The following is a 17,643-nucleotide window of genomic DNA, read 5'->3' on the forward strand; positions in this document are numbered from 1 at the left end:
CGCCGTGACGCGACAGGGGCGGGTCCCGCTGAGTGCGCAGGTGTATGAGGCGGTACGGCGTGATTTGGCGGAGGGCGCGCTGGTCTCGACCGAACGGCTGGGCGAGGAACGCCTCGCGGACAGTTACGGGGTGTCACGTACCCCGGTGCGCGAGGCACTCGCGCGGCTGCTCGCCGACGGGCTGGTGGAGCGGCGCACCGACGGGCTGTATCCGTTCCGGCCGCGCCTGGAGGAACTCGATCAGCTCTATGAGCTCCGCAATGTGCTGGAATCCAGGGGCATTCACCGGGCGCTCGGGGAACCGACACACGATCTGGACATGGTCCGCGCCGAGCTCGATATCTGGCGCCGGCTGGCCGAGAACCCGCCCGAACCCGGCCCTTCACTCATCGCGGCCGACGACCAGTTCCATACGATGCTGCTGCGTTCGGCAGGCAATGCGGCCCTCGCCGACGCGCTCGTCTCGGTGCAGGTCCGGGTCCGTCCGGTCCGGACCATGGATATGCCGACGCCCGACCGGATCGCCGCGATGACAGCCGAGCACATCGCCATCGCCGAACAGCTCCTTGCCGGTGATCGCGCGGCAGCCCTTGATACGTTGACCACACATATCGATTCGTCCCGGTCTCATGTCATCGCGCGGGCCAAAGCCGCTCTGCATCTGACCAGGTTGGCCCAGGTGGTGCGCGACTGATGGGCTGCGAGTGCGCCGAGGGCACCGGTAGCGAGGATCAGCATCCGGCCTGAAATGGCCAGCATTCCGTCGAAGTCCGCGGTGACGCCGCCTGGTCGGTCGAAGGCGGTGACGATATGTCCGCCCGATTCTGCGGCGGCGCGGTTGCCACGGAGGTCGTGGTGGCAGTCGGTTCGACGTCGGTTCGGTCGGTGAGCATCGCACGCACGATGACGCCGAGCACCACCAGCGTCCCGAGCACGGCGGCGGTGAACACCACCCACGCGGCAGCGGTCTGCCTGCCGCTGGCTTCCGGTTTCCGGTCCACAGGGGGTGCGGTGCGCGCCGGTATCGGCTTGGGTTTCGGGGCGGCGACGTCGAAGCCCGCGGTGAGCAGTTCGTCGCGCGTCGGGCAAAGATCAGCACCCGAGGATCGAGTCAGCGCCGAGGCCGCCGCCAGCACTCGATCCGCGGTCCAGGTGCGGGGAGCAGCGGCGAAATTCTCCAGGTAGATCCGGAACTCGGTGGTGTCGGAAGTATTTGCGACCACTACGTCCAGGCCGGGACGCAGGGTGGTGCGCGCGGGCCGAACGACCGCACCGCGGAACGGTACAAGCACCACGGCGCCGCAGAGGTGGCCTGGATCTTGCAGCGAGCGTTCCAGCGCCGACTTCACCTCGTGCACCGCGTTTTCCAGCTGGTCGGAGACGCTGCCCCCGTCGGGTTGGTCGAGGTCGACGGGCTGGGAGCTGATGGTCCACGGCCCGCCGGTGCCGACCTCGAGAATGCCGCTCTGCCTGCGCCGGAACCCGCGGGCCTCGAGCACGGTGACCCCGCGCGGCGTCCAGACGACCGCGTCCACCTGTCGCTTCCCGCGTTCGGCGCCCACCCGTAGATCGATCATCGCCAGACCGGTGGTCGGGAGCCTACGCAGGCATTCGACGAATTCCCGTTCGGGCGCGGAGAGTTCCGCACCCGTCTCGATCTTCACCAGCATCGTGCAGTACCCCTGACGCGCGTCCCGATCCAGTCACCGCCATGCCCCACTCGAGTAGATAATGACGCGCAACCGCCGCCAACACCACCCCAACGGGATACGACGGCCGCGAGTGGCACCTCAGCGCGGGGCGTTTTCGCAGTTCGCCGCGGCCAGGTGCCACTCGCGGGCGGTCAGACCCACTGGACGAGTTGGAAGATGATGCCGTTGGGGTCGGCCATCTGGAAATAGCGTTCGCCCCACTCCTCGGTCTCGATCGGGGTGACGATCGGGACGCCTTCGGACTGTACGCGGGCGTACTCCGCGTCGATGTCCTCGACGACGAACGCGACGAGCAGTCCATCGCCCGCGCTTCCCGCCGCGCTGGCCGGTTTGAAGCTCTTCAAACCGGTGCGCAGAAAGACGATGTTCATACCCGCGTCAGGGTGGGCCAGGGAGACGAATCCGTCGGCCGACATCTGCTCGGCGAACCCGAGGTGGTCGATGACGAACTTCGCCGAGGCCTGCGGATCGGCGACATTGAGCGAGATGACGGAATCGGTGATACGCATGCGTGCTCCTTCGGTTGCGTTTCTCTCTACTAAGTACGTTATACTTTGTAGAGAAATTTCCAGCAAGGCGCACTGTGATGTAAGCCACTCACATTGGAGGCGGGATGGCGGGACCGAAAGAGCGCAGCAGCGCGGGAGATACCGCGCGAACGCTGGAGTTGCTGTGGCGGGTCCCCAGCGCATCCGGTCGCGGACCCAAACAGCGCAGCAGCGTCGACGCAGTGGTCGCGGCGGCCATCGAAATCGCGGACACCGACGGGATCGGCGCGGTCACCATGCGCGCGGTCGCCACCCATCTCGGGCTCACCCCCATGGCGACCTACACCTATGTGCCCGGCAAAGCAGAGTTGATCGATCTGATGCTCGACGCCGTCTACCTGGCCATGCCGCGCGCCGACCTGAGCGGACTGCCGTGGCGGGAGCGCGTCGCCGCCATCGCGGCAGTGAACCGCACCATGCTGACCGAGCATCCATGGGTGGCCTACATCCCGACCACCCGCCCTCCACTGGGCCCCGGCCAGACCGCCAAATACGACCACGAGCTACGGGCCTTCGATGGGCTCGGTCTCGACGACGTCCAGATGGACGCCGCCCTGACCTACCTGCTCGGCTTCGTCACCTCGGTCGCGCGCATCGCGAGCGACACCGCCCGCGCCGCCGCCGACAGCTCCCGATCCGATACCGAATGGTGGGAACGGACGGCACCACTGCTCGATACCCTCATCGACCCCGAGCGATATCCGCTGGCCACACGCGTCGGAGCTGCGGCGGGACAGGCACACGATGCCGCCTACAGCGCGGATCATGCGTATGAGTTCGGATTGGCGCGAGTGCTCGACGGCCTTGGTGCGCTGATCGAATGCCGCTGACAAGTCGCGGCATTCACCGGCTGTCGCCGGGGACGACCGCGCAGCGAGCGGCTACATCTGATCGCGTTGGATACGCAAGGCGGTGATCGTCGACGCCAGACCCTCGTATTGGTTTGTCAGCAGGACGATTTCGATGAGATGGCGGTCGTCGTAGTAGGTGGACAGACGTTCCCATGCTGTGTCGTCGATGTCGCGGGTGGCGACCAGTTGATCGACGACGGTGAGCAGAGCGCGGTGCTTGTCGGACCATCCATCCGCGTCCGGACCGGTGCGCACCCGATCCAGGATCTCCGCGGTGACGCCCGCGCGTTTGCCGAGCTTGATGTGATGGTCCATCTCGTAGTCGCACTCGCGCAGATGAGCCACCCGAAGGATGACGAGTTCGGACTCGTGCCTGGTCAGCTTGCCGCCGGGCATGAGCTTGCCGGAGTAGTGCAACCAGCCCCTGAACAGTCCGCCGGTGCGGCCGAGCGTGCTGAACAGGTGCGCATCGGCCGTCCCCGCCGCCCGCGAGAGCACCTGCCACACCGCCCAGTTGATCGGTCCCAGCTGACGCATTCGTCCCGGGGAAACACGTGGTTGCGACGTCGAAACCATCCTGCTCGCCTCTTTCGCGAAATGGGCGTGCCTTGTCGCGGTATCGGCACGACCGGGCACGCTGGCCGTGGCCGAGCCTACCCGTGCCGGGTGAAACACTCCGGTGTCGTCCGGCGCGCACGTGGCGTGCCGGACGACACCGGATTACTCAGCGAGGCTGTGTCGCGTTGAAGAACTGGATGGCAGCCGCCACGCCGACCGGCACACCGATCGCGATCATGCCAGCGGCCGCACCCAACGTGATCCCCACTCCGGCACCAGCGATACACAGGCCGACCGGTCCGGCGAAGAACGTCGGCACCACCAACGGCGCACCGATGATCGCGCCGGCCACACACCCGAGCACGCCACCGACCAACGAACCGAGCAAGGTTCCGACCGCGGTCGCCAAACCGAACTGCGTCGCAGCCGTGCCCAACGCGGTGTTGAAGTCGACCGGCTCATCCGCGACCGTCTCGAGCATTGCCGCGGGCCGGGCCTGCGCCGGATCGGTGCTCGGCGTGAAGGTGGCCGTATTCCCTTCCACCCGAGCGGCGATCGGCCATTCCATACCGTCCTTCAGATAGGTCAGCGGCATACCGGCGACCAGACGGCCCTGATCGTCGAGCACCTGGAACTGGGACCCCTGCGTGGTCAACGACCCGGCTTCGGTCCGCAGGACCACCGAGTTGTCCACGACACTGGCCGTGTACTTGATCCCTGGCAGCACATCGGTTTGCACCACGGTGCCCGGCTCGGGTGCGGGGGCGGGTACCGCACCCGCACTCGCCCCGGTTGCCACCACAGCAGCGACAGCCAGAGCGGAGACAGCTAGTACCGACTTAATCGACATGGTTCGAACGCTTTCCCTCGGTGAATCCCCAAAACTCTGCGGACAGAGAATCGGTCGTGGCCTCGACCGGGCCGGAACACATGACAACATTCGGATTGATTCGCTTTGTTTACACGATGCTAAATCGGTGTCAACGTATGTGTCCGTCAGGTGAACTCGCAGGAAACGGTGAGAGTTCGACACCCTGGATCCCGCACTACCGCGCAATTGTGGAGTCGCGACCGGCACCGGGCACGAGCACATGAGACCGACCGCGAACAGCGGCAATCGCTGCGGGTGCGAGTCGCGCACCGGACGACGGCAGTTCACCGAGCACCGAATAGCGCTGCGCGCGATGCGAAACAACCGGCCATGACCGAGGTCGCCGCCGATAGTGCGCGCGGCCCTACTGCCCGAGTAGTTCCGACACCGTCACGAACCGGTACCCGTCACTCCGCAGCGCGGCGACGATGCCCGGTATCGCTGCCAGCGAGTTCGCGCGGTTCCCATACATGACGTGCAGCAGGATGATCGAGCCAGGACGCACCTCGGCCACGGTGTGTTCGACGATCTGCTCAGGGCTCTGCGCACCGGCGGAGTCCGGCTCGACGTCCCACATAACCGTGGTCCGATTCCGGTCGGAGAGGTACTTCGGCAGCGTCCACAGCTTCTTGCCGTAGGGCGGGCGGAAGGTGATCGGTCCCTGATACCCGGTCTTGCGGATCTCGTCATCGGTACGTCCGACCTCGTCGGCAACGGTTCCCGGCGAGACGAAAACCATGCGCCGGTGCGAGTAGGTGTGGTTGCCGATCTCGTGGCCGGTCATCGCGATCGCCGCTCCGAACTCCGGGTGTGCGGCGAGATCGCGGCCGTTGAGGTAGAAGGTGGCGGGCACGTCGGCCTCGGCCAGCACCTTCAGCACTTCCGGCGCGTTGGCGGTCGGCCCGTCGTCGAGGGTCAGCGCGACCACCTTGGCGTCGGTGTCGACGCGATCGACGATCCGGCCGGCCAGCTGGAACGTCCGCGAGTTCATCAGGTAGTAGCCGCCGACGGCCAGCACCACGACGACCACCAGCGCCACCGCCGCCCCGACGAGCACGCGACGTTTCATATCCGGGTGTTCATCGTTTCGGCCACACCTCTTTCAGCCGCGCGACCGCGTCCGCGGATCGGCACGCCGGCCCCGTAGGCCGGTTGCAGGGCGGCGCCGCTGAACAGGTCGGTGCCGAGCACCAACGCAATCCGGTTCCGTTCGACCGCCGCATCAGACATATGGGCAGGCTAACCAACATGGGCCGTACCCGCTGTGGAACAAGACTCCGGCCGCTACCGCGCACCGAGCGCGAAAGCCTCCGCGTAAATCGTCGCCAGCAGCGAGTCCGCGTCCGGTGCGGAGTGTTCGTCCGATGCCGGGGTCGCGGTCGCCGCATGCGGTGTACCGGCCACGGCAGGAGAGATCATTTTCATCCACGAGGTCCACGGCGTAGTGGTGAGCTGCGGCGACGATGGCGGCATCGGCGCAGACACGGCGGGCCACCGAGCGTCGGGCGGCACTGTCGCCGCAGACCACGGAGTGACGGGCACAACCGTTGTGGCCGGTGGTGAAACGGACTCGGGCGCAGAGACAATCCATTCCTGCGGCGGTGAATCCCTTTCCGGCGTGGACCCGGCCGATGCCAACGGCGGCGTGCCCGCCTCGGGTGCAGACGGAACCGGTACCGGCGACAGTGGAACAACTCTGGGCGGATCGGCAGTTCGACCGGGTTGCCATACGACCACCGGCGCCTCGTGGGACAGGCGCGGCGACGCGGATTGCCGCGGTAACGAAACTGGGTCGGGCGCAGGAACAACCGGCTCACTCGGCGGTGGAGCAACGGCAACCGGAGGCGGCGCTGGAGCCGGAATCGGAGTCGGAGCAGGCGCTGGAACCGGAGGTGGAGCAGGCGCGGGAACCAGTGGCGGCGCTGGCGCGGGAACCGGAGGCGGAGCAGGCGCAGGGGCGATCACGATCGGCCCCACAACCGCACCACCGATATCAATGGACACTTCGGGAGTTCTCGCAACGTCGTCGGGCTCCTGCCGCTGCGGCGGTGTCGAGGCCGACGGCTTCCGATGCGATGCAAAATGCTCATCGAAATCCGCACGCAACTTCCGGAGCTCAGCAGTGAGCCGGTCGGCGCGCCCTGCGGTGTCGCCGGTTGCCGTGATCGCGTGGGTGAGGATCTGACTACCTGCGGTGAACGCGTTGTGCAGCAGGTCGAGGGCGTGTTGGTCGGCGTTACCGCTCGGGGTTTCGGCGGCGGCGCGGTTCGCGTTCGCGATCACCGTTGACACCGCGTCACGACCCTGCTCGGCCACCTCGGCGCTTTCCGCGACGATGCCCGCGACCTTGCGGTCGAGCGCGGCGAACCCGGCGATCGCAGTATCGAGCGCACGGGCCCTGTCGGCATACGTGGCGATTCCGCCATGAGCAGCATCACCGATGAGCGGTGGCGGTACCGGCGCCGGTGTGGTGCTCGGGGAGCCCGATCCGAAGTTGCGCCAGACATCGCACAGGTAGCCGGGCAAGCGTTGATAGGAATCGGCGATCGGCCGGGACAGCTGGAGTGGCATCTGCAATCCACCCATCGCCACCGGACAGCCGCCGTTGCCGATGTCGATGGTGTCGATCGTGACGGGTGGGCGGGCCTGCGGCGAGACCTCGTAGCCGCCGAAGCCACCAGCCAGCGCACCGAGCAGACTGCCCTCGTACTTGTTCCAGGGGAGCAGGGTTTTCGCGGCACCGGTTTCCACGCGACGGGCGGCAGCCGTCGGCAGGGCTTTGGTCGCCGCGGCGGTGATCCCGTCTTTGAGGAGTTTGCCGCCGAGGTTGGCTGCCCATGCGCCGCCTGCCGCACCGATCCCCGCGACCACTGCTTCTTCTGCCGCGCTGCCTGCGTCACGATCGTCGCCGACAACGCCGCCGAGGAATGATCCGGCCGTCGATCCGAGCATCGCGCCGGGCGGACCGAGAACAGCCGCGCCGACCATCCCTCCGACGAACGATCCGGTGTCGGCCCACGTGAATCCGAGAAAACCCACGAGATGACGCTAAGTTCGATTTTCCCCGCTCCGCCCGTCCATTGCGGCCTTGATGCGCATCTGGGCGATTTATTTACGCTTCGATACCGGAACCAAGAAGAATGGGCGTCGCCCACACGGACGCCGCCCATTTCTCGACTACTTCAATCTATTACGCGCACACCTCACCGGGGAGCGGTCGCATTGAAGAACTGAATCGCAGCAGCCACGCCGACCGGCACGCCGATCGCGATCATGCCCGCGGCCGCACCTAGCGTGATCCCCACTGCGGCACCACCGATGCACAGGCCGATCGGCCCGGCGAAGAATGTCGGCACCACCAGCGGCGCACCGATGATGGCGCCCGCCACGCATCCGAGTACGCCACCGACCAATGAGCCGAGCAGGGTTCCGACCGCTGTCGCAAGGCCGAACTGGGTGGCGGCGGTGCTGAGCGCGGTATCGAAGTCGACCGGCTCGTCCGCGGTCGGCTGCAACATCGCCGCAGGCCGGGCCTCCGCCGGGTCGGCACTCGGGGTGAACACCGCGGTATCGCCCTCGACCCTGGCCGCGATCGGCCACTCCTTACCGTCTTTGAGGTAGGTCAGCGGCATGCCAGCGACAAGACGGCCCTCATCATCGAGCACCTGGAACTGCGTCCCCTTGGTGGTCAGCGAACCCGAATCGGTCCGCAGCACCACCGAGTTGTCGACCACGCTCGCCGTGTAGTGGATACCGGGCAGCACATCGGCCTGCACGGCGCTGCCGGGCGCGGGAGCCGGATCGGGCGCGGGCGCGGCGCCCGCGCCCGACGCTGACGCGACCAGGGCGGCCAAAGTTAGAACGGAGACAGCAGCCGACTTTATCGTCATGAATTCGAACACTTTCCTCGAGGCGGAACCATGGGCCCGAACAGCCGCACCAAGGCGCCTGAACAGACGACTTAAATGACAGCACAACGGAAATCGAGAATTGGTATGGAAAACGATAATTCGGCGGCCCGGAGCGTCAAGATGACATCAAGAAACCCTGGCCCGGTGTCTACCGCCCACCGAGGAAGGATTGCGCGGGAACGAAAATTTCATGGCCGGACTCGAACCGGGCCGATACGCCATCCGGCCGCCACTCCACTGAGCGCAGCACCAGATCGGAACTGCCGGTGATGGTCAGGCTCATCGCGTGCGAGTACACCAGACCCGGATCGCGGCTCACTCGGATCTCATCGGGGAGCCGCCGATGCAGCAGCCCACTCTCTCGCTGCACCACCCCGAGGTAGTACGTCAGGCCGTCGGGATAGCGCAGGCTCGCGGGCAGCGCTCGGGTCTGCCGGATCTCGGTGTGGGAGAACGTTGTATCGATGAGCACGCCCGCCACCGACGCCGCGAACACACAGGACACCGCCAGTAACGACCACGCAGACGCGCGCGACCCGGCGCGGTGGGGTGACACCGGCGCCGGGTCGGCGGACATCGATCGGTGTGCGATCAGAAGTTGATCATGTGCCCTGCGAGGCCGTGGATGGCTTCCTGCAAGGCCTCGCTCAACGTCGGGTGGGTGTGGACGTTGCGGGCGAGTTCGTTGACGGTCAGGTCCCACTTCTGGGCCAGGGTCAGCTCCGGCAGCAGTTCGGAGACGTCGGGGCCGATGAGGTGGCCACCGAGCAGTTCACCGTGGGTGGTGTCGGCGATGAGCTTGACGAAACCGGTGGGGTCGCCGAGGCCGTGAGCCTTGCCGTTGGCGGTGAACGGGAAGGTCGCGACCTTCACGTCGTAGCCTTCGTCGCGGGCCTGCTGTTCGGTGAGACCGAAGCTGGCGACCTGCGGCTGACAGAAGGTGGCACGCGGCATCATCCGGTAGTCGCCGAGGGTCAGGGTCTCGGCGCCGCCGATGGTCTCGGCCGCGACCACGCCCTGCGCCTCCGCGACGTGCGCGAGCTGCAGCTTGGCGGTGACGTCACCGATGGCGTAGATATGCGGCACGTTGGTGCGCATGTACTCGTCGATGGCGATGGCACCGCGTTCCAGCGCGACACCGGTGTTCTCCAGGCCATAGCCCTCGACCCGCGGCGCGAAGCCGACGGCCTGCAGCACCTTGTCGACGGTGACGGTCTCCACCGAACCGGACTTGTTGTCCTTGATGCTGACGGTGACCTTCGAGCCGTCATCATCGATGGACTGCACGGCCGCACCGGTGGTGATGGTGATGCCGAGCTTCTTGTAGGCCTTGGTGATCTCCTTGGAGACGTCGGCGTCCTCGTTGGGCAGTGCGCGGTCGAGGAACTCGACGATCCGCACATCGACGCCGTAGTTCTTCAGCACGTAGCCGAACTCCATGCCGATGGCGCCCGCGCCGACGATCAGGATGGATCCGGGCAGGTCGCGGGTGAGGATCTGCTCCTCGTAGGTGACGACGTTCGCGCTCAGCGAGGTGCCGGGCAGCAGCTTGGTGACGGTACCCGTGGCGATGATCACGTTGTCGAAGGTGACGGTGTCGGTGCCGCCGTTGCTCAACGCCACCGAGAGGGTGTTCGGGTCGGTGAAGGTACCGAGACCGTCGTATTCGGTGATCTTGTTCTTCTTCATCAGGAAGTGGACGCCCTTGACCCGGCCGTCGGCGACCTTGCGGCTGCGGTCGAATGCCGCGCCGAAGTCGAAGGACGCCTCACCCGAGATACCGAAGGTTTTGGCTTCCTTGGTGAAGATATGAGCCAGCTCCGCGTTGCGCAGCAGCGCCTTGGATGGGATGCAGCCAACGTTCAGGCACACGCCACCCCAGTATTTCTGCTCGACAATCGCTGTTCGCAGGCCGAGTTGAGCGGCACGGATCGCAGCGACGTAACCGCCGGGACCAGCGCCGAGAACGACGACATCGTAGTGGGAAGTCACGGCACCGAGCCTAACGCTGTTGCTGGATGTTCACTCACCTATCCCCCGCAATGGTGAGGACTCCGAAGCTACCCGCGAGTAGGAATTTCGGCGGCCGCCGAGTGGTTACGGTGGTCCCCGTGGTCACCGGGCGATTCGGCAGCATCGAATCCAGCGATGCGGCGCTGTCCGGCGCGGCCACTGCCGACGCCCTGACCGGAACCGTCTCCACCCAGCTGATCCGTCTGGTCCGCGACACCGCGCTGCGAGCGGGCGTCGCTCCCGAGCAACTCGCGGCGATCCACGGCGTCTCCGATGACGCCCTGCGCGGTGAACTCGACCGGGTGCCGATGCACTCGCTGATCCAGCTGTGGGAGCTACTCGCGCGGACCGGACCGAGCGCAGGCCTCGCGGTGGTCGAGCACGCACCGCTGGGCAGGCTCAGCACATGGGACTATCTGGTCACCACAGGCGCGACGCTGGCCGATTCACTCACCGCCGCCCAGCCGTATCACCAGCTGGTCACCGCCGCGACCGAAGGCTTCGACCTCCGCACCGACGGGGGGCTGACCATCGGCTATCGGACCGGCGCGGGCGATCCCGCTGTCTCGTCGGTCATCAACGAGTACGTGCTCGGCTATTACCTGCGACGGGCCCGCGAAGGACTCGGCCGAAGGGTGGTCCCGGCACGAGTCACCTTCAGTCATCCCGCACCGAGCGAGCACCGGAGGCTCACCGAAGCATTCGGCACCCGCCAGATCGAATTCGACGCCACTGCCGACACCATCACATTCACCGATGCGGACGCCGAAGCCCCGCTCACCCGCGGCGATCCCGCCCTCGCGGACCTGCTGCGCAATCACGCCGACCTGGTACTGGCCTCGGCGAAACCGATCGCGGGGCCGCTGGAGGAATTCCGCACTGCTCTCGCCGCCGCGATCGACACGGGCGCACCTACTCTCACGGAGGTCGCCGCTCGGGCGGCCATGAGCCCGCGCAGCCTGCAGCGACGGCTCGCCGAGAACGACACCACCTGGCGGCATGAGCTCGACCTGCTGCGCTACCGGCGTGCCGAGGAGCTGCTGGACTCCGGACTGACGACCGCCACGGTCGCGACCCGGCTCGGCTTCACCGATGATCGCGCGCTGCGCAAGGCATTTCGGCGCTGGAGTGGAGGACCGCCGGGCGCCGCGCGGAATCACTGATCGCTGCCGCCACCGGACCGGGGACCTGACAGGCGAGCCGATCGGACCGAGCTCAACGGTGGGCAGCGCTGGGCGGGCCCGACCGCAACCGAGCGCTGCGATGCGCGCCGGCCAGAGCGGGCCACACACGTCGGCGCACCGTGTCGTGTAAGGACCGGTTCGTGGCACGCACGGACCTGGGACCCGGTGCGAAACCGCCATAGCTTCTACGTATCCGGACACACAGTCCGCAGAACGAGAGGCAGAACCGTGCAGATCCACGCACAGCAAGACCAGCCCGTCCAGCCGGCAACCCGGGTCGACGACACGGACGCATCACCGCGCCTCACCGGGCCGGGACGGCAGGGACTACCGACCACGACGCGCGAGATCCACTTGGCCGCACGCCCTTCCGGCGCGCCAACGGCCAAGAACTTCGAGCTGGTCACCACACCGATCCCCGACCTCGCAGACGGTCAGATCCTGGTCCGCAATACCTGGATGTCGGTCGACCCGTATATGCGCGGCCGGATGGACGACAAGCCGTCCTACATCCCGCCGTTCCAGCTGGGTGCGGCATTGGGGGGTTCGGCGGTGGGTGAGGTCATCGCCTCCCGCTCCGCCGATGTCCCGGTGGGCGCGACTGTCACCCACTTCGCGGGCTGGCGCGAGCATGCGGTGATCGATGCCGCGACCGCGACGGTCATTGATCCGGTCCTCGCCGAACCACATCACTACCTGGGCGCACTCGGCACCACCGGCCTCACCGCCTACGCGTCATTGACCGACGTGGCACCGATCCGGCCGGGCGACACGGTGTTCATTTCCGCTGCGGCCGGTGCCGTCGGCAGCGTCGCCGGGCAGATCGCGCGGATTCTCGGCGCGAGCCGGGTCATCGGTTCGGCGGGCGGACCTGCCAAAACCGAACTGCTGACAACGGAGTTCGGCTTCGACGCCGCCCTCGACTACCGCGCGGGCGACCTGGCCGGTCAATTGGCCGTGGCCGCGCCGGACGGGATCGATGTCTACCTCGACAGTGTCGGCGGCGAGCACCTGCGTGTCGCCGTCGAGGCCATGCGGCCGCACGGTCGCGTCGCATTGGTCGGCGCCATCAGCGGTTACAACGGCGACTCGGTTCAGCAGGGCCCCGACCTGTTCCTTGCCGCGACCAGGGAGGTGACGTTGCGCGGAATGCTGGTGAACAGCTACTTCGGCAGCTTCGGTGAGTACATCGTCAAGGCGGCCGCCTGGCTCGCCGACGGCACGATCCGGACCAAGGAGACCGTGTACGACGGGCTCGACCAGGCACCGGCTGCCTTCCTCGGTGACCTCGCCGGCGCCAACACCGGAAAGATGCTCGTCCGGCTCGGATGAGGCGGATCCCGGCTGCTCGCCGCTGCTACGCGACGAACCCGGTGAGCAGCCGGCGGATCTGGGACCGCACGTCAGCGGCATCCAGCGGCGCGTGCTCGACGAGCAGCCGGTACCAGAACGGCCCGAAGATCAGGTCGACCGCGTACTCGACATCCAGATCGGCCGCGAGTTCACCGCGCCGCATACCGCGGGTCAGAATCACGGCGACGATCTCACGGCGTTCGTTCACCCAGGCGCGAAAGTGCTCGCCGAACTCCGGATCCAGCTGGGCGTCGGCCATCATGCCGCGCAGGGCAGCGACTCGGCGCGGATGTTCTGTCACGCGGTAGAGCTGTTCGGTGAATTCGATCAGGTCGGATTCCGTTGTGCCGGTATCTGGTTCGGGCATGCGCTGAGCGACCGCCGCGCCGTGCGCCTCCATGACGAGGGCCGGTTTCGACTTCCACCAGCGATAGATGGTGCTCTTGGCGACCCCGGAACGGGATGCGACTCCCTCCATGGTGATCGCCGCGTAGCCGCGCTCATCCAGTAGGTCGGTCGCAGCCCCGAGCACCGCCGCGCGCGCCGACTCGCTGCGAACGCGACCCCCTACGCGCCCGGATGGAATGCGACCAGCCGCTGCGTTTCCGTCCGCCATGGACACGAGACTACCGATCTGCTACAACTTATCAAAACGCTACGGAGCGTTTTGATAAAGGAGCACCGCAATGAGCACCATCGTCGTATCCCACGGACTGAACGCACGCAGCGACAGCGTGTGGTTCCCCTACCTCACCGAGCAGCTCACCGCGCTTGGTCACCGCACGATCGTGCCGAACCTGCCCGAACCCGCCGCCCCGGACCGTGACGCCTGGACCAAGGCGTTGGCCGAGGCAGTCGCCGAACTCGGTCCGGCCGAGGACATCATCCTGGTGGGCCACAGCATCGGCAGTGTGAACGTCCTGCGCATGCTCGAACAACACGACCCGGCGACCGGCGGCCGGTTCGCAGGCGCAGTGCTGGTCTCCACCTCGGCCTTCGAAGTGGGCTACGACCTACTGGCCTCGTTCTTCGACGGTCCGTTCGACTGGGCGCGGATCCGTGCTGCCGCCGGCGATTTCCGGCTGCTCAGCGCCATCGACGACCCAGTGAACGCCGCTGATCCGATGGAACACATCGCCCAGCTGGTGCGTGGCCTCGATGCGGCAGCCGTTGTCCTGCCGACCGGTGAGCACCTGGGGAACTTCGCCGAGGATCACATCGAACTCCCCGAAGCCGTTGCCCTGGTGCGCGATATCGCGGCGGCACGCCCATGACCGGGCCGGTCCGGTGGAAGATGTGGGTACTCACGCTGGCCGGGCTCTATCCCCTGCTGTGTGTGCTGCTCACTGTCACCGGGCCACTGCTCGACTCCCTGGCGACGCCGGTGCGGCTGGCGCTCATCCTGCCGATCGCGGTCGCGGCGATGACCTGGATCGTGATGCCTTTCCTCACTCGGCGCTGCGACGGGTGGCTGGCGCGCTGAATTCAGGCCCGCCAGACCTGCTCGGCGATACGACGGAAATTCCCGCCGAACACCGCGGCTCGATCGGACTCCGTGAGACCGCGGGCGGCGAGCACCTCGTCCAGTCCGGAGATCTCGGACGTGCCGAGCAGGTCTTCCGGTGGGGTCCACTGCAGTGGGCCCCACCGTGTGTACGCCTCGGAGAAGGCGCCAGGGTTGGTACGGAGTTCGTGGTTGAAGTCGTCGGCGTCGAAGGAGTAGTCCGAGCCGATGCCGATGTGCTCGATGCCGACCAGCTCGGCGCCGTACTCGATGTGATCAGCCATCGCTCGCACCCGCTCGGCGCGTTCGTGCTCGCCGTTGTGTCCGAGGAAGATGCCGACGCCGTTGATACCGATGACACCGCCCGTGTCCGCACAGGCCTTGGCCTGCTCGTCGGAGATATTGCGCGGGTGCGCCCACACCGTGTCGAAGTTGGCATGGCCGTAGATCATCGGGGCATCGGTGTGCTCGGCCAGGTCGAGGCCGGTGCGGCGGGAACAGTGCGAACCGTCGACGAACACGCCAGCCACGTTGAGCGCACGCACCAGATCACGGCCGTAGGCGGTGAGCCCGGTGTCCTCGGCGTCGAGGCATCCGGCGCCTGCGGCGTTCGCATGGTTGTAAGTGGGTAGCAGGGAGCGGACGCCGAGATCACGGAAGCGGGCGACATTGTCCAGATCGCCGTCGAGCGGGCCCGCGTCCTCCAGATCGAAGGCGAGCGCGATAGTATCCGGGTCGCCGATCTCGGAAACCTTCGTGACCAGCCGGAACCGGCCATCGGCCAGCGCATCATCGCGGAACTTGTGCAGCAGCGCGAGGGAGTCGGCGCTCGACTGCGGCGAATAGCCGACGTTCACCGACAGGTACGAGCCGAGCGGATACCGCGCGAGCTCGGTGATGTCGGCGGTCGGTAGCAGCGGCAGGCAGCTGTGCTGCTCCCACAAGAACGGCGGCACGGCAACCTCCTGGATCGTTCAGCATCCGAGCAGCTCATCCTATGTCTCGGAGCAGGCCGCACCGGGTAGCCGCGTGGCGGTCGTCACCACTCGGCAACAATGTGGGGATGAGCGGTGTTGAGGAGAAGGTGACCGATCCCTATCTGTGGCTGGAAGAGGTGACCGGCGAGGCTGCCATGGACTTCGCTCGGGCGCACAACGAGACCGTCGTCGAGCGTTTCGCCTCGACCGACCGGTTCACCGAGTTGCAGCACCGCATCCTGGATATGCTCGACACCGACACCAAGATCGCCTATCCGGGCCGTCGCGGTAGCTGGCTGTACAACTACTGGCGCGATGCCGAGCATCCGCGCGGGCTGTGGCGGCGCACCACCTTCGCCGAATACGCCACCGACAACCCGGACTGGGATGTGCTCATCGACCTCGACGCGCTGGCGGCCGACGAGGACGAGAACTGGGTGTGGGGCGGTGCGGGCGTGCTGCGCCCGTCGCAGAGCCGCGCCCTCATCTCCCTCTCGCGCGGCGGCGCCGATGCCAAGGTCGTGCGCGAATTCGATCTGGAGACCAGGAAGTTCATCGCGCCCGAGGACGGCGGATTCTTCCTGCCCGAGGCGAAGTCGCAGATCAGCTGGATCGATATCGACTCCGTGTATGTCGGCACCGACTTCGGCCCCGATTCGCTCACCGACTCCGGTTACCCCCGCATCGCCAAGCGCTGGCAGCGCGGCACTGCGCTGCCGGAGGCGGAGACGGTATTCGAGGGCGAATCCGGTGACGTCGCAGTGTCGGCAGGCTACGACCGCACTCCCGGTTACGAACGCCACTACCTCGGCCGCGCCACCGACTTCTTCAACGAAGAGGTGTATCTGCTCGAATCCGATGGCACCTGGCGGCATCTGGAGACGCCATCCGATGCCAGTGAGTCCTGGTACAAGGACTGGCTGCTGGTCCGATTGAAGTCGCCGTGGGAGCTCGGGTCGACCACCTATCCGGCCGGTGCGTTGATCGCCATGAACTTCGAGGAGTTCCTCGCGGGTGGGCGCGATTTCGAGGTGATCTTCGAACCCGACGCACACACCTCGCTGCACGGCTACGGCTGGACCGAGAACCATCTGCTGCTGGTGACTCTGGAGGACGTGCAGACCAAGCTGTACGTGCTCACGCCCGGCTCCGACGGCTGGCGCAAGGAATCGCTGGCCGATACTCCGCCGATGTCCACCACCGGCGTGATGAACCTCGATCCGCTCGAGGGTGGCGATGAATTCATGCTCACCACAAGCGGATTCACCACACCGACCACACTGCTGGCCGGTTCGGTCGGTGGTGCCACGACTCGCCTCAAGCAGGAACCCGGGTTCTTCGACTCCGATGGTGTCGAGACCGAGCAATTCTTCGCCCGCTCCGATGACGGAACCATGGTGCCGTACTTCGTCATCCGCCATCGCGTCCACAAGGACTCCCCACAGCCGACGGTGATGTCCGGCTACGGCGGCTTCGAGGTCTCCCGCACCCCCGCTTACAGCGGCGCCTCCGGTATGGGCTGGTTGGAACGCGGCGGTACCTGGGTGATGACCAATATCCGCGGTGGCGGCGAGTACGGCCCCGAATGGCATACCTCGGTACAGAAAGCCAACCGGCACAAGGTGTACGAGGACTTCTCCTCCATCGCCCGCGACCTCGTCACTCGCGGCATCACCACCGCCGACCAGCTGGGCGCCGTCGGCGGCTCCAATGGCGGCCTGCTCATGGGCGTCATGCTCACCCGCTATCCGGAACTGTTCGGCGGCATCGTCTGCCAGGTCCCGCTGCTCGACATGAAGCGCTACCACCTGCTGCTGGCCGGCGCCTCCTGGATGGCCGAATACGGCGACCCGGACAACCCGGAAGAGTGGGAATACCTCGGCAAGTACTCCCCCTACCAGAACGTCCGAGCCGACAATCCCTACCCGCCGATCCTGCTCACCACCTCCACCCGAGACGACCGAGTCCACCCCGGGCACGCCCGAAAAATGGCAGCCCTACTGGAGGAAGTGGGGCACAAAGTCTGGTACCACGAGAACATCGAAGGCGGACACGGCGGCGCGGCCGACAACAAGCAATCCGCGTTCCAGGCGGCATTGATCTACGAGTTCTTCACGCAGATGTTGGTGGAGAAGAAGGGGTAGGTTCGGGCGGGCGCCGG

At 66.6% G+C, this 17,643-nt stretch carries 19 protein-coding genes; 7 read left to right on the plus strand and 12 right to left on the minus strand.

Annotated features, from left to right (window positions below; genetic code table 11):
- Positions 1-4 precede the first annotated feature (4 nt).
- Entirely contained in the window at positions 5-694 is a 690-nt protein-coding gene (locus GV792_RS08360; RefSeq protein WP_163823422.1) for a GntR family transcriptional regulator, read from the plus strand.
- 37 nt (positions 695-731) lie between these two features.
- Here GV792_RS08360 and GV792_RS08365 read toward each other — a convergent pair whose 3' ends face one another.
- Both GV792_RS08365 and GV792_RS08370 read right to left on the minus strand, forming a co-directional pair.
- Positions 732-1,670 carry a nuclease-related domain-containing protein gene (locus GV792_RS08365; protein WP_175584117.1) on the minus strand — a complete coding sequence of 313 codons (939 nt, stop codon included), beginning with the start codon at positions 1,668-1,670 and terminating at the stop codon, positions 732-734.
- Between the two features lie 173 nt (positions 1,671-1,843).
- Positions 1,844-2,221, minus strand: a complete 378-nt coding sequence (locus GV792_RS08370) for a VOC family protein (protein WP_163823424.1) — start codon at positions 2,219-2,221, stop codon at positions 1,844-1,846.
- A gap of 104 nt (positions 2,222-2,325) precedes the next feature.
- On the opposite strand from GV792_RS08370, the gene GV792_RS08375 reads away from it, so the two are divergent.
- Positions 2,326-3,090 carry a TetR/AcrR family transcriptional regulator C-terminal domain-containing protein gene (locus tag GV792_RS08375; protein ID WP_163823426.1) on the plus strand — a complete coding sequence of 255 codons (765 nt, stop codon included), beginning with the start codon at positions 2,326-2,328 and terminating at the stop codon, positions 3,088-3,090.
- Between the two features lie 51 nt (positions 3,091-3,141).
- On the opposite strand, the gene GV792_RS08380 is transcribed toward GV792_RS08375, so the two are convergent.
- From GV792_RS08380 to lpdA, 8 genes are all read right to left on the minus strand, one after another.
- Positions 3,142-3,687, minus strand: a complete 546-nt coding sequence (locus tag GV792_RS08380; RefSeq protein WP_163823428.1) for a carboxymuconolactone decarboxylase family protein — start codon at positions 3,685-3,687, stop codon at positions 3,142-3,144.
- Positions 3,688-3,835: 148 nt separating this feature from the next.
- Positions 3,836-4,519, minus strand: coding sequence for a hypothetical protein (locus GV792_RS08385; protein ID WP_163823430.1), 684 nt, complete (start codon positions 4,517-4,519; stop codon positions 3,836-3,838).
- Between the two features lie 385 nt (positions 4,520-4,904).
- Positions 4,905-5,609, minus strand: coding sequence for a polysaccharide deacetylase family protein (locus GV792_RS08390; RefSeq protein WP_163823433.1), 705 nt, complete (start codon positions 5,607-5,609; stop codon positions 4,905-4,907).
- Positions 5,606-5,770 (minus strand): hypothetical protein, encoded by a 165-nt coding sequence (locus tag GV792_RS08395; protein ID WP_163823435.1) that lies wholly within the window; start codon positions 5,768-5,770, stop codon positions 5,606-5,608. Before GV792_RS08395 ends, GV792_RS08390 begins: the two co-directional genes overlap by 4 nt.
- Positions 5,771-5,824: 54 nt before the next feature.
- Positions 5,825-7,579 carry a hypothetical protein gene (locus tag GV792_RS29005; protein WP_175584118.1) on the minus strand — a complete coding sequence of 585 codons (1,755 nt, stop codon included), beginning with the start codon at positions 7,577-7,579 and terminating at the stop codon, positions 5,825-5,827.
- A 164-nt stretch (positions 7,580-7,743) separates the two neighbouring features.
- Positions 7,744-8,430 carry a hypothetical protein gene (locus GV792_RS08405; protein ID WP_163823437.1) on the minus strand — a complete coding sequence of 229 codons (687 nt, stop codon included), beginning with the start codon at positions 8,428-8,430 and terminating at the stop codon, positions 7,744-7,746.
- A gap of 169 nt (positions 8,431-8,599) precedes the next feature.
- On the minus strand, positions 8,600-8,947 hold the full coding sequence (locus GV792_RS08410; RefSeq protein WP_163823439.1) for a hypothetical protein: 348 nt from the start codon (positions 8,945-8,947) through the stop codon (positions 8,600-8,602).
- A gap of 95 nt (positions 8,948-9,042) precedes the next feature.
- Positions 9,043-10,443: a dihydrolipoyl dehydrogenase gene (gene lpdA / locus GV792_RS08415; protein ID WP_163823441.1), complete on the minus strand. Its 1,401-nt coding sequence runs from the start codon at positions 10,441-10,443 to the stop codon at positions 9,043-9,045.
- A gap of 119 nt (positions 10,444-10,562) precedes the next feature.
- On the opposite strand from lpdA, the gene GV792_RS08420 reads away from it, so the two are divergent.
- Both GV792_RS08420 and GV792_RS08425 read left to right on the plus strand, forming a co-directional pair.
- Complete coding sequence (locus tag GV792_RS08420) at positions 10,563-11,627, plus strand: AraC family transcriptional regulator (protein WP_309139085.1); 1,065 nt, start codon at positions 10,563-10,565, stop codon at positions 11,625-11,627.
- A 249-nt stretch (positions 11,628-11,876) separates the two neighbouring features.
- Positions 11,877-12,980, plus strand: a complete 1,104-nt coding sequence (locus GV792_RS08425) for an NADP-dependent oxidoreductase (RefSeq protein ID WP_445738777.1) — start codon at positions 11,877-11,879, stop codon at positions 12,978-12,980.
- A 25-nt stretch (positions 12,981-13,005) separates the two neighbouring features.
- On the opposite strand, the gene GV792_RS08430 is transcribed toward GV792_RS08425, so the two are convergent.
- Positions 13,006-13,617, minus strand: coding sequence for a TetR/AcrR family transcriptional regulator (locus tag GV792_RS08430; protein ID WP_163823446.1), 612 nt, complete (start codon positions 13,615-13,617; stop codon positions 13,006-13,008).
- 70 nt (positions 13,618-13,687) lie between these two features.
- On the opposite strand from GV792_RS08430, the gene GV792_RS08435 reads away from it, so the two are divergent.
- Positions 13,688-14,275, plus strand: a complete 588-nt coding sequence (locus GV792_RS08435; protein WP_163823448.1) for an RBBP9/YdeN family alpha/beta hydrolase — start codon at positions 13,688-13,690, stop codon at positions 14,273-14,275.
- On the plus strand, positions 14,272-14,484 hold the full coding sequence (locus GV792_RS08440; RefSeq protein WP_163823450.1) for a hypothetical protein: 213 nt from the start codon (positions 14,272-14,274) through the stop codon (positions 14,482-14,484). The genes GV792_RS08435 and GV792_RS08440 overlap by 4 nt, the downstream gene beginning before the upstream one ends.
- A gap of 2 nt (positions 14,485-14,486) precedes the next feature.
- On the opposite strand, the gene GV792_RS08445 is transcribed toward GV792_RS08440, so the two are convergent.
- Positions 14,487-15,461, minus strand: coding sequence for a dipeptidase (locus GV792_RS08445; RefSeq protein WP_163823451.1), 975 nt, complete (start codon positions 15,459-15,461; stop codon positions 14,487-14,489).
- 107 nt (positions 15,462-15,568) lie between these two features.
- Between GV792_RS08445 and GV792_RS08450 the strand changes: the two genes are divergently transcribed.
- Entirely contained in the window at positions 15,569-17,626 is a 2,058-nt protein-coding gene (locus tag GV792_RS08450; RefSeq protein WP_163823453.1) for a prolyl oligopeptidase family serine peptidase, read from the plus strand.
- The last annotated feature ends 17 nt before the right edge of the window (positions 17,627-17,643 follow it).

The organism is Nocardia cyriacigeorgica (assembly GCF_010868145.1).
GTDB lineage: Bacteria > Actinomycetota > Actinomycetes > Mycobacteriales > Mycobacteriaceae > Nocardia > Nocardia cyriacigeorgica_D.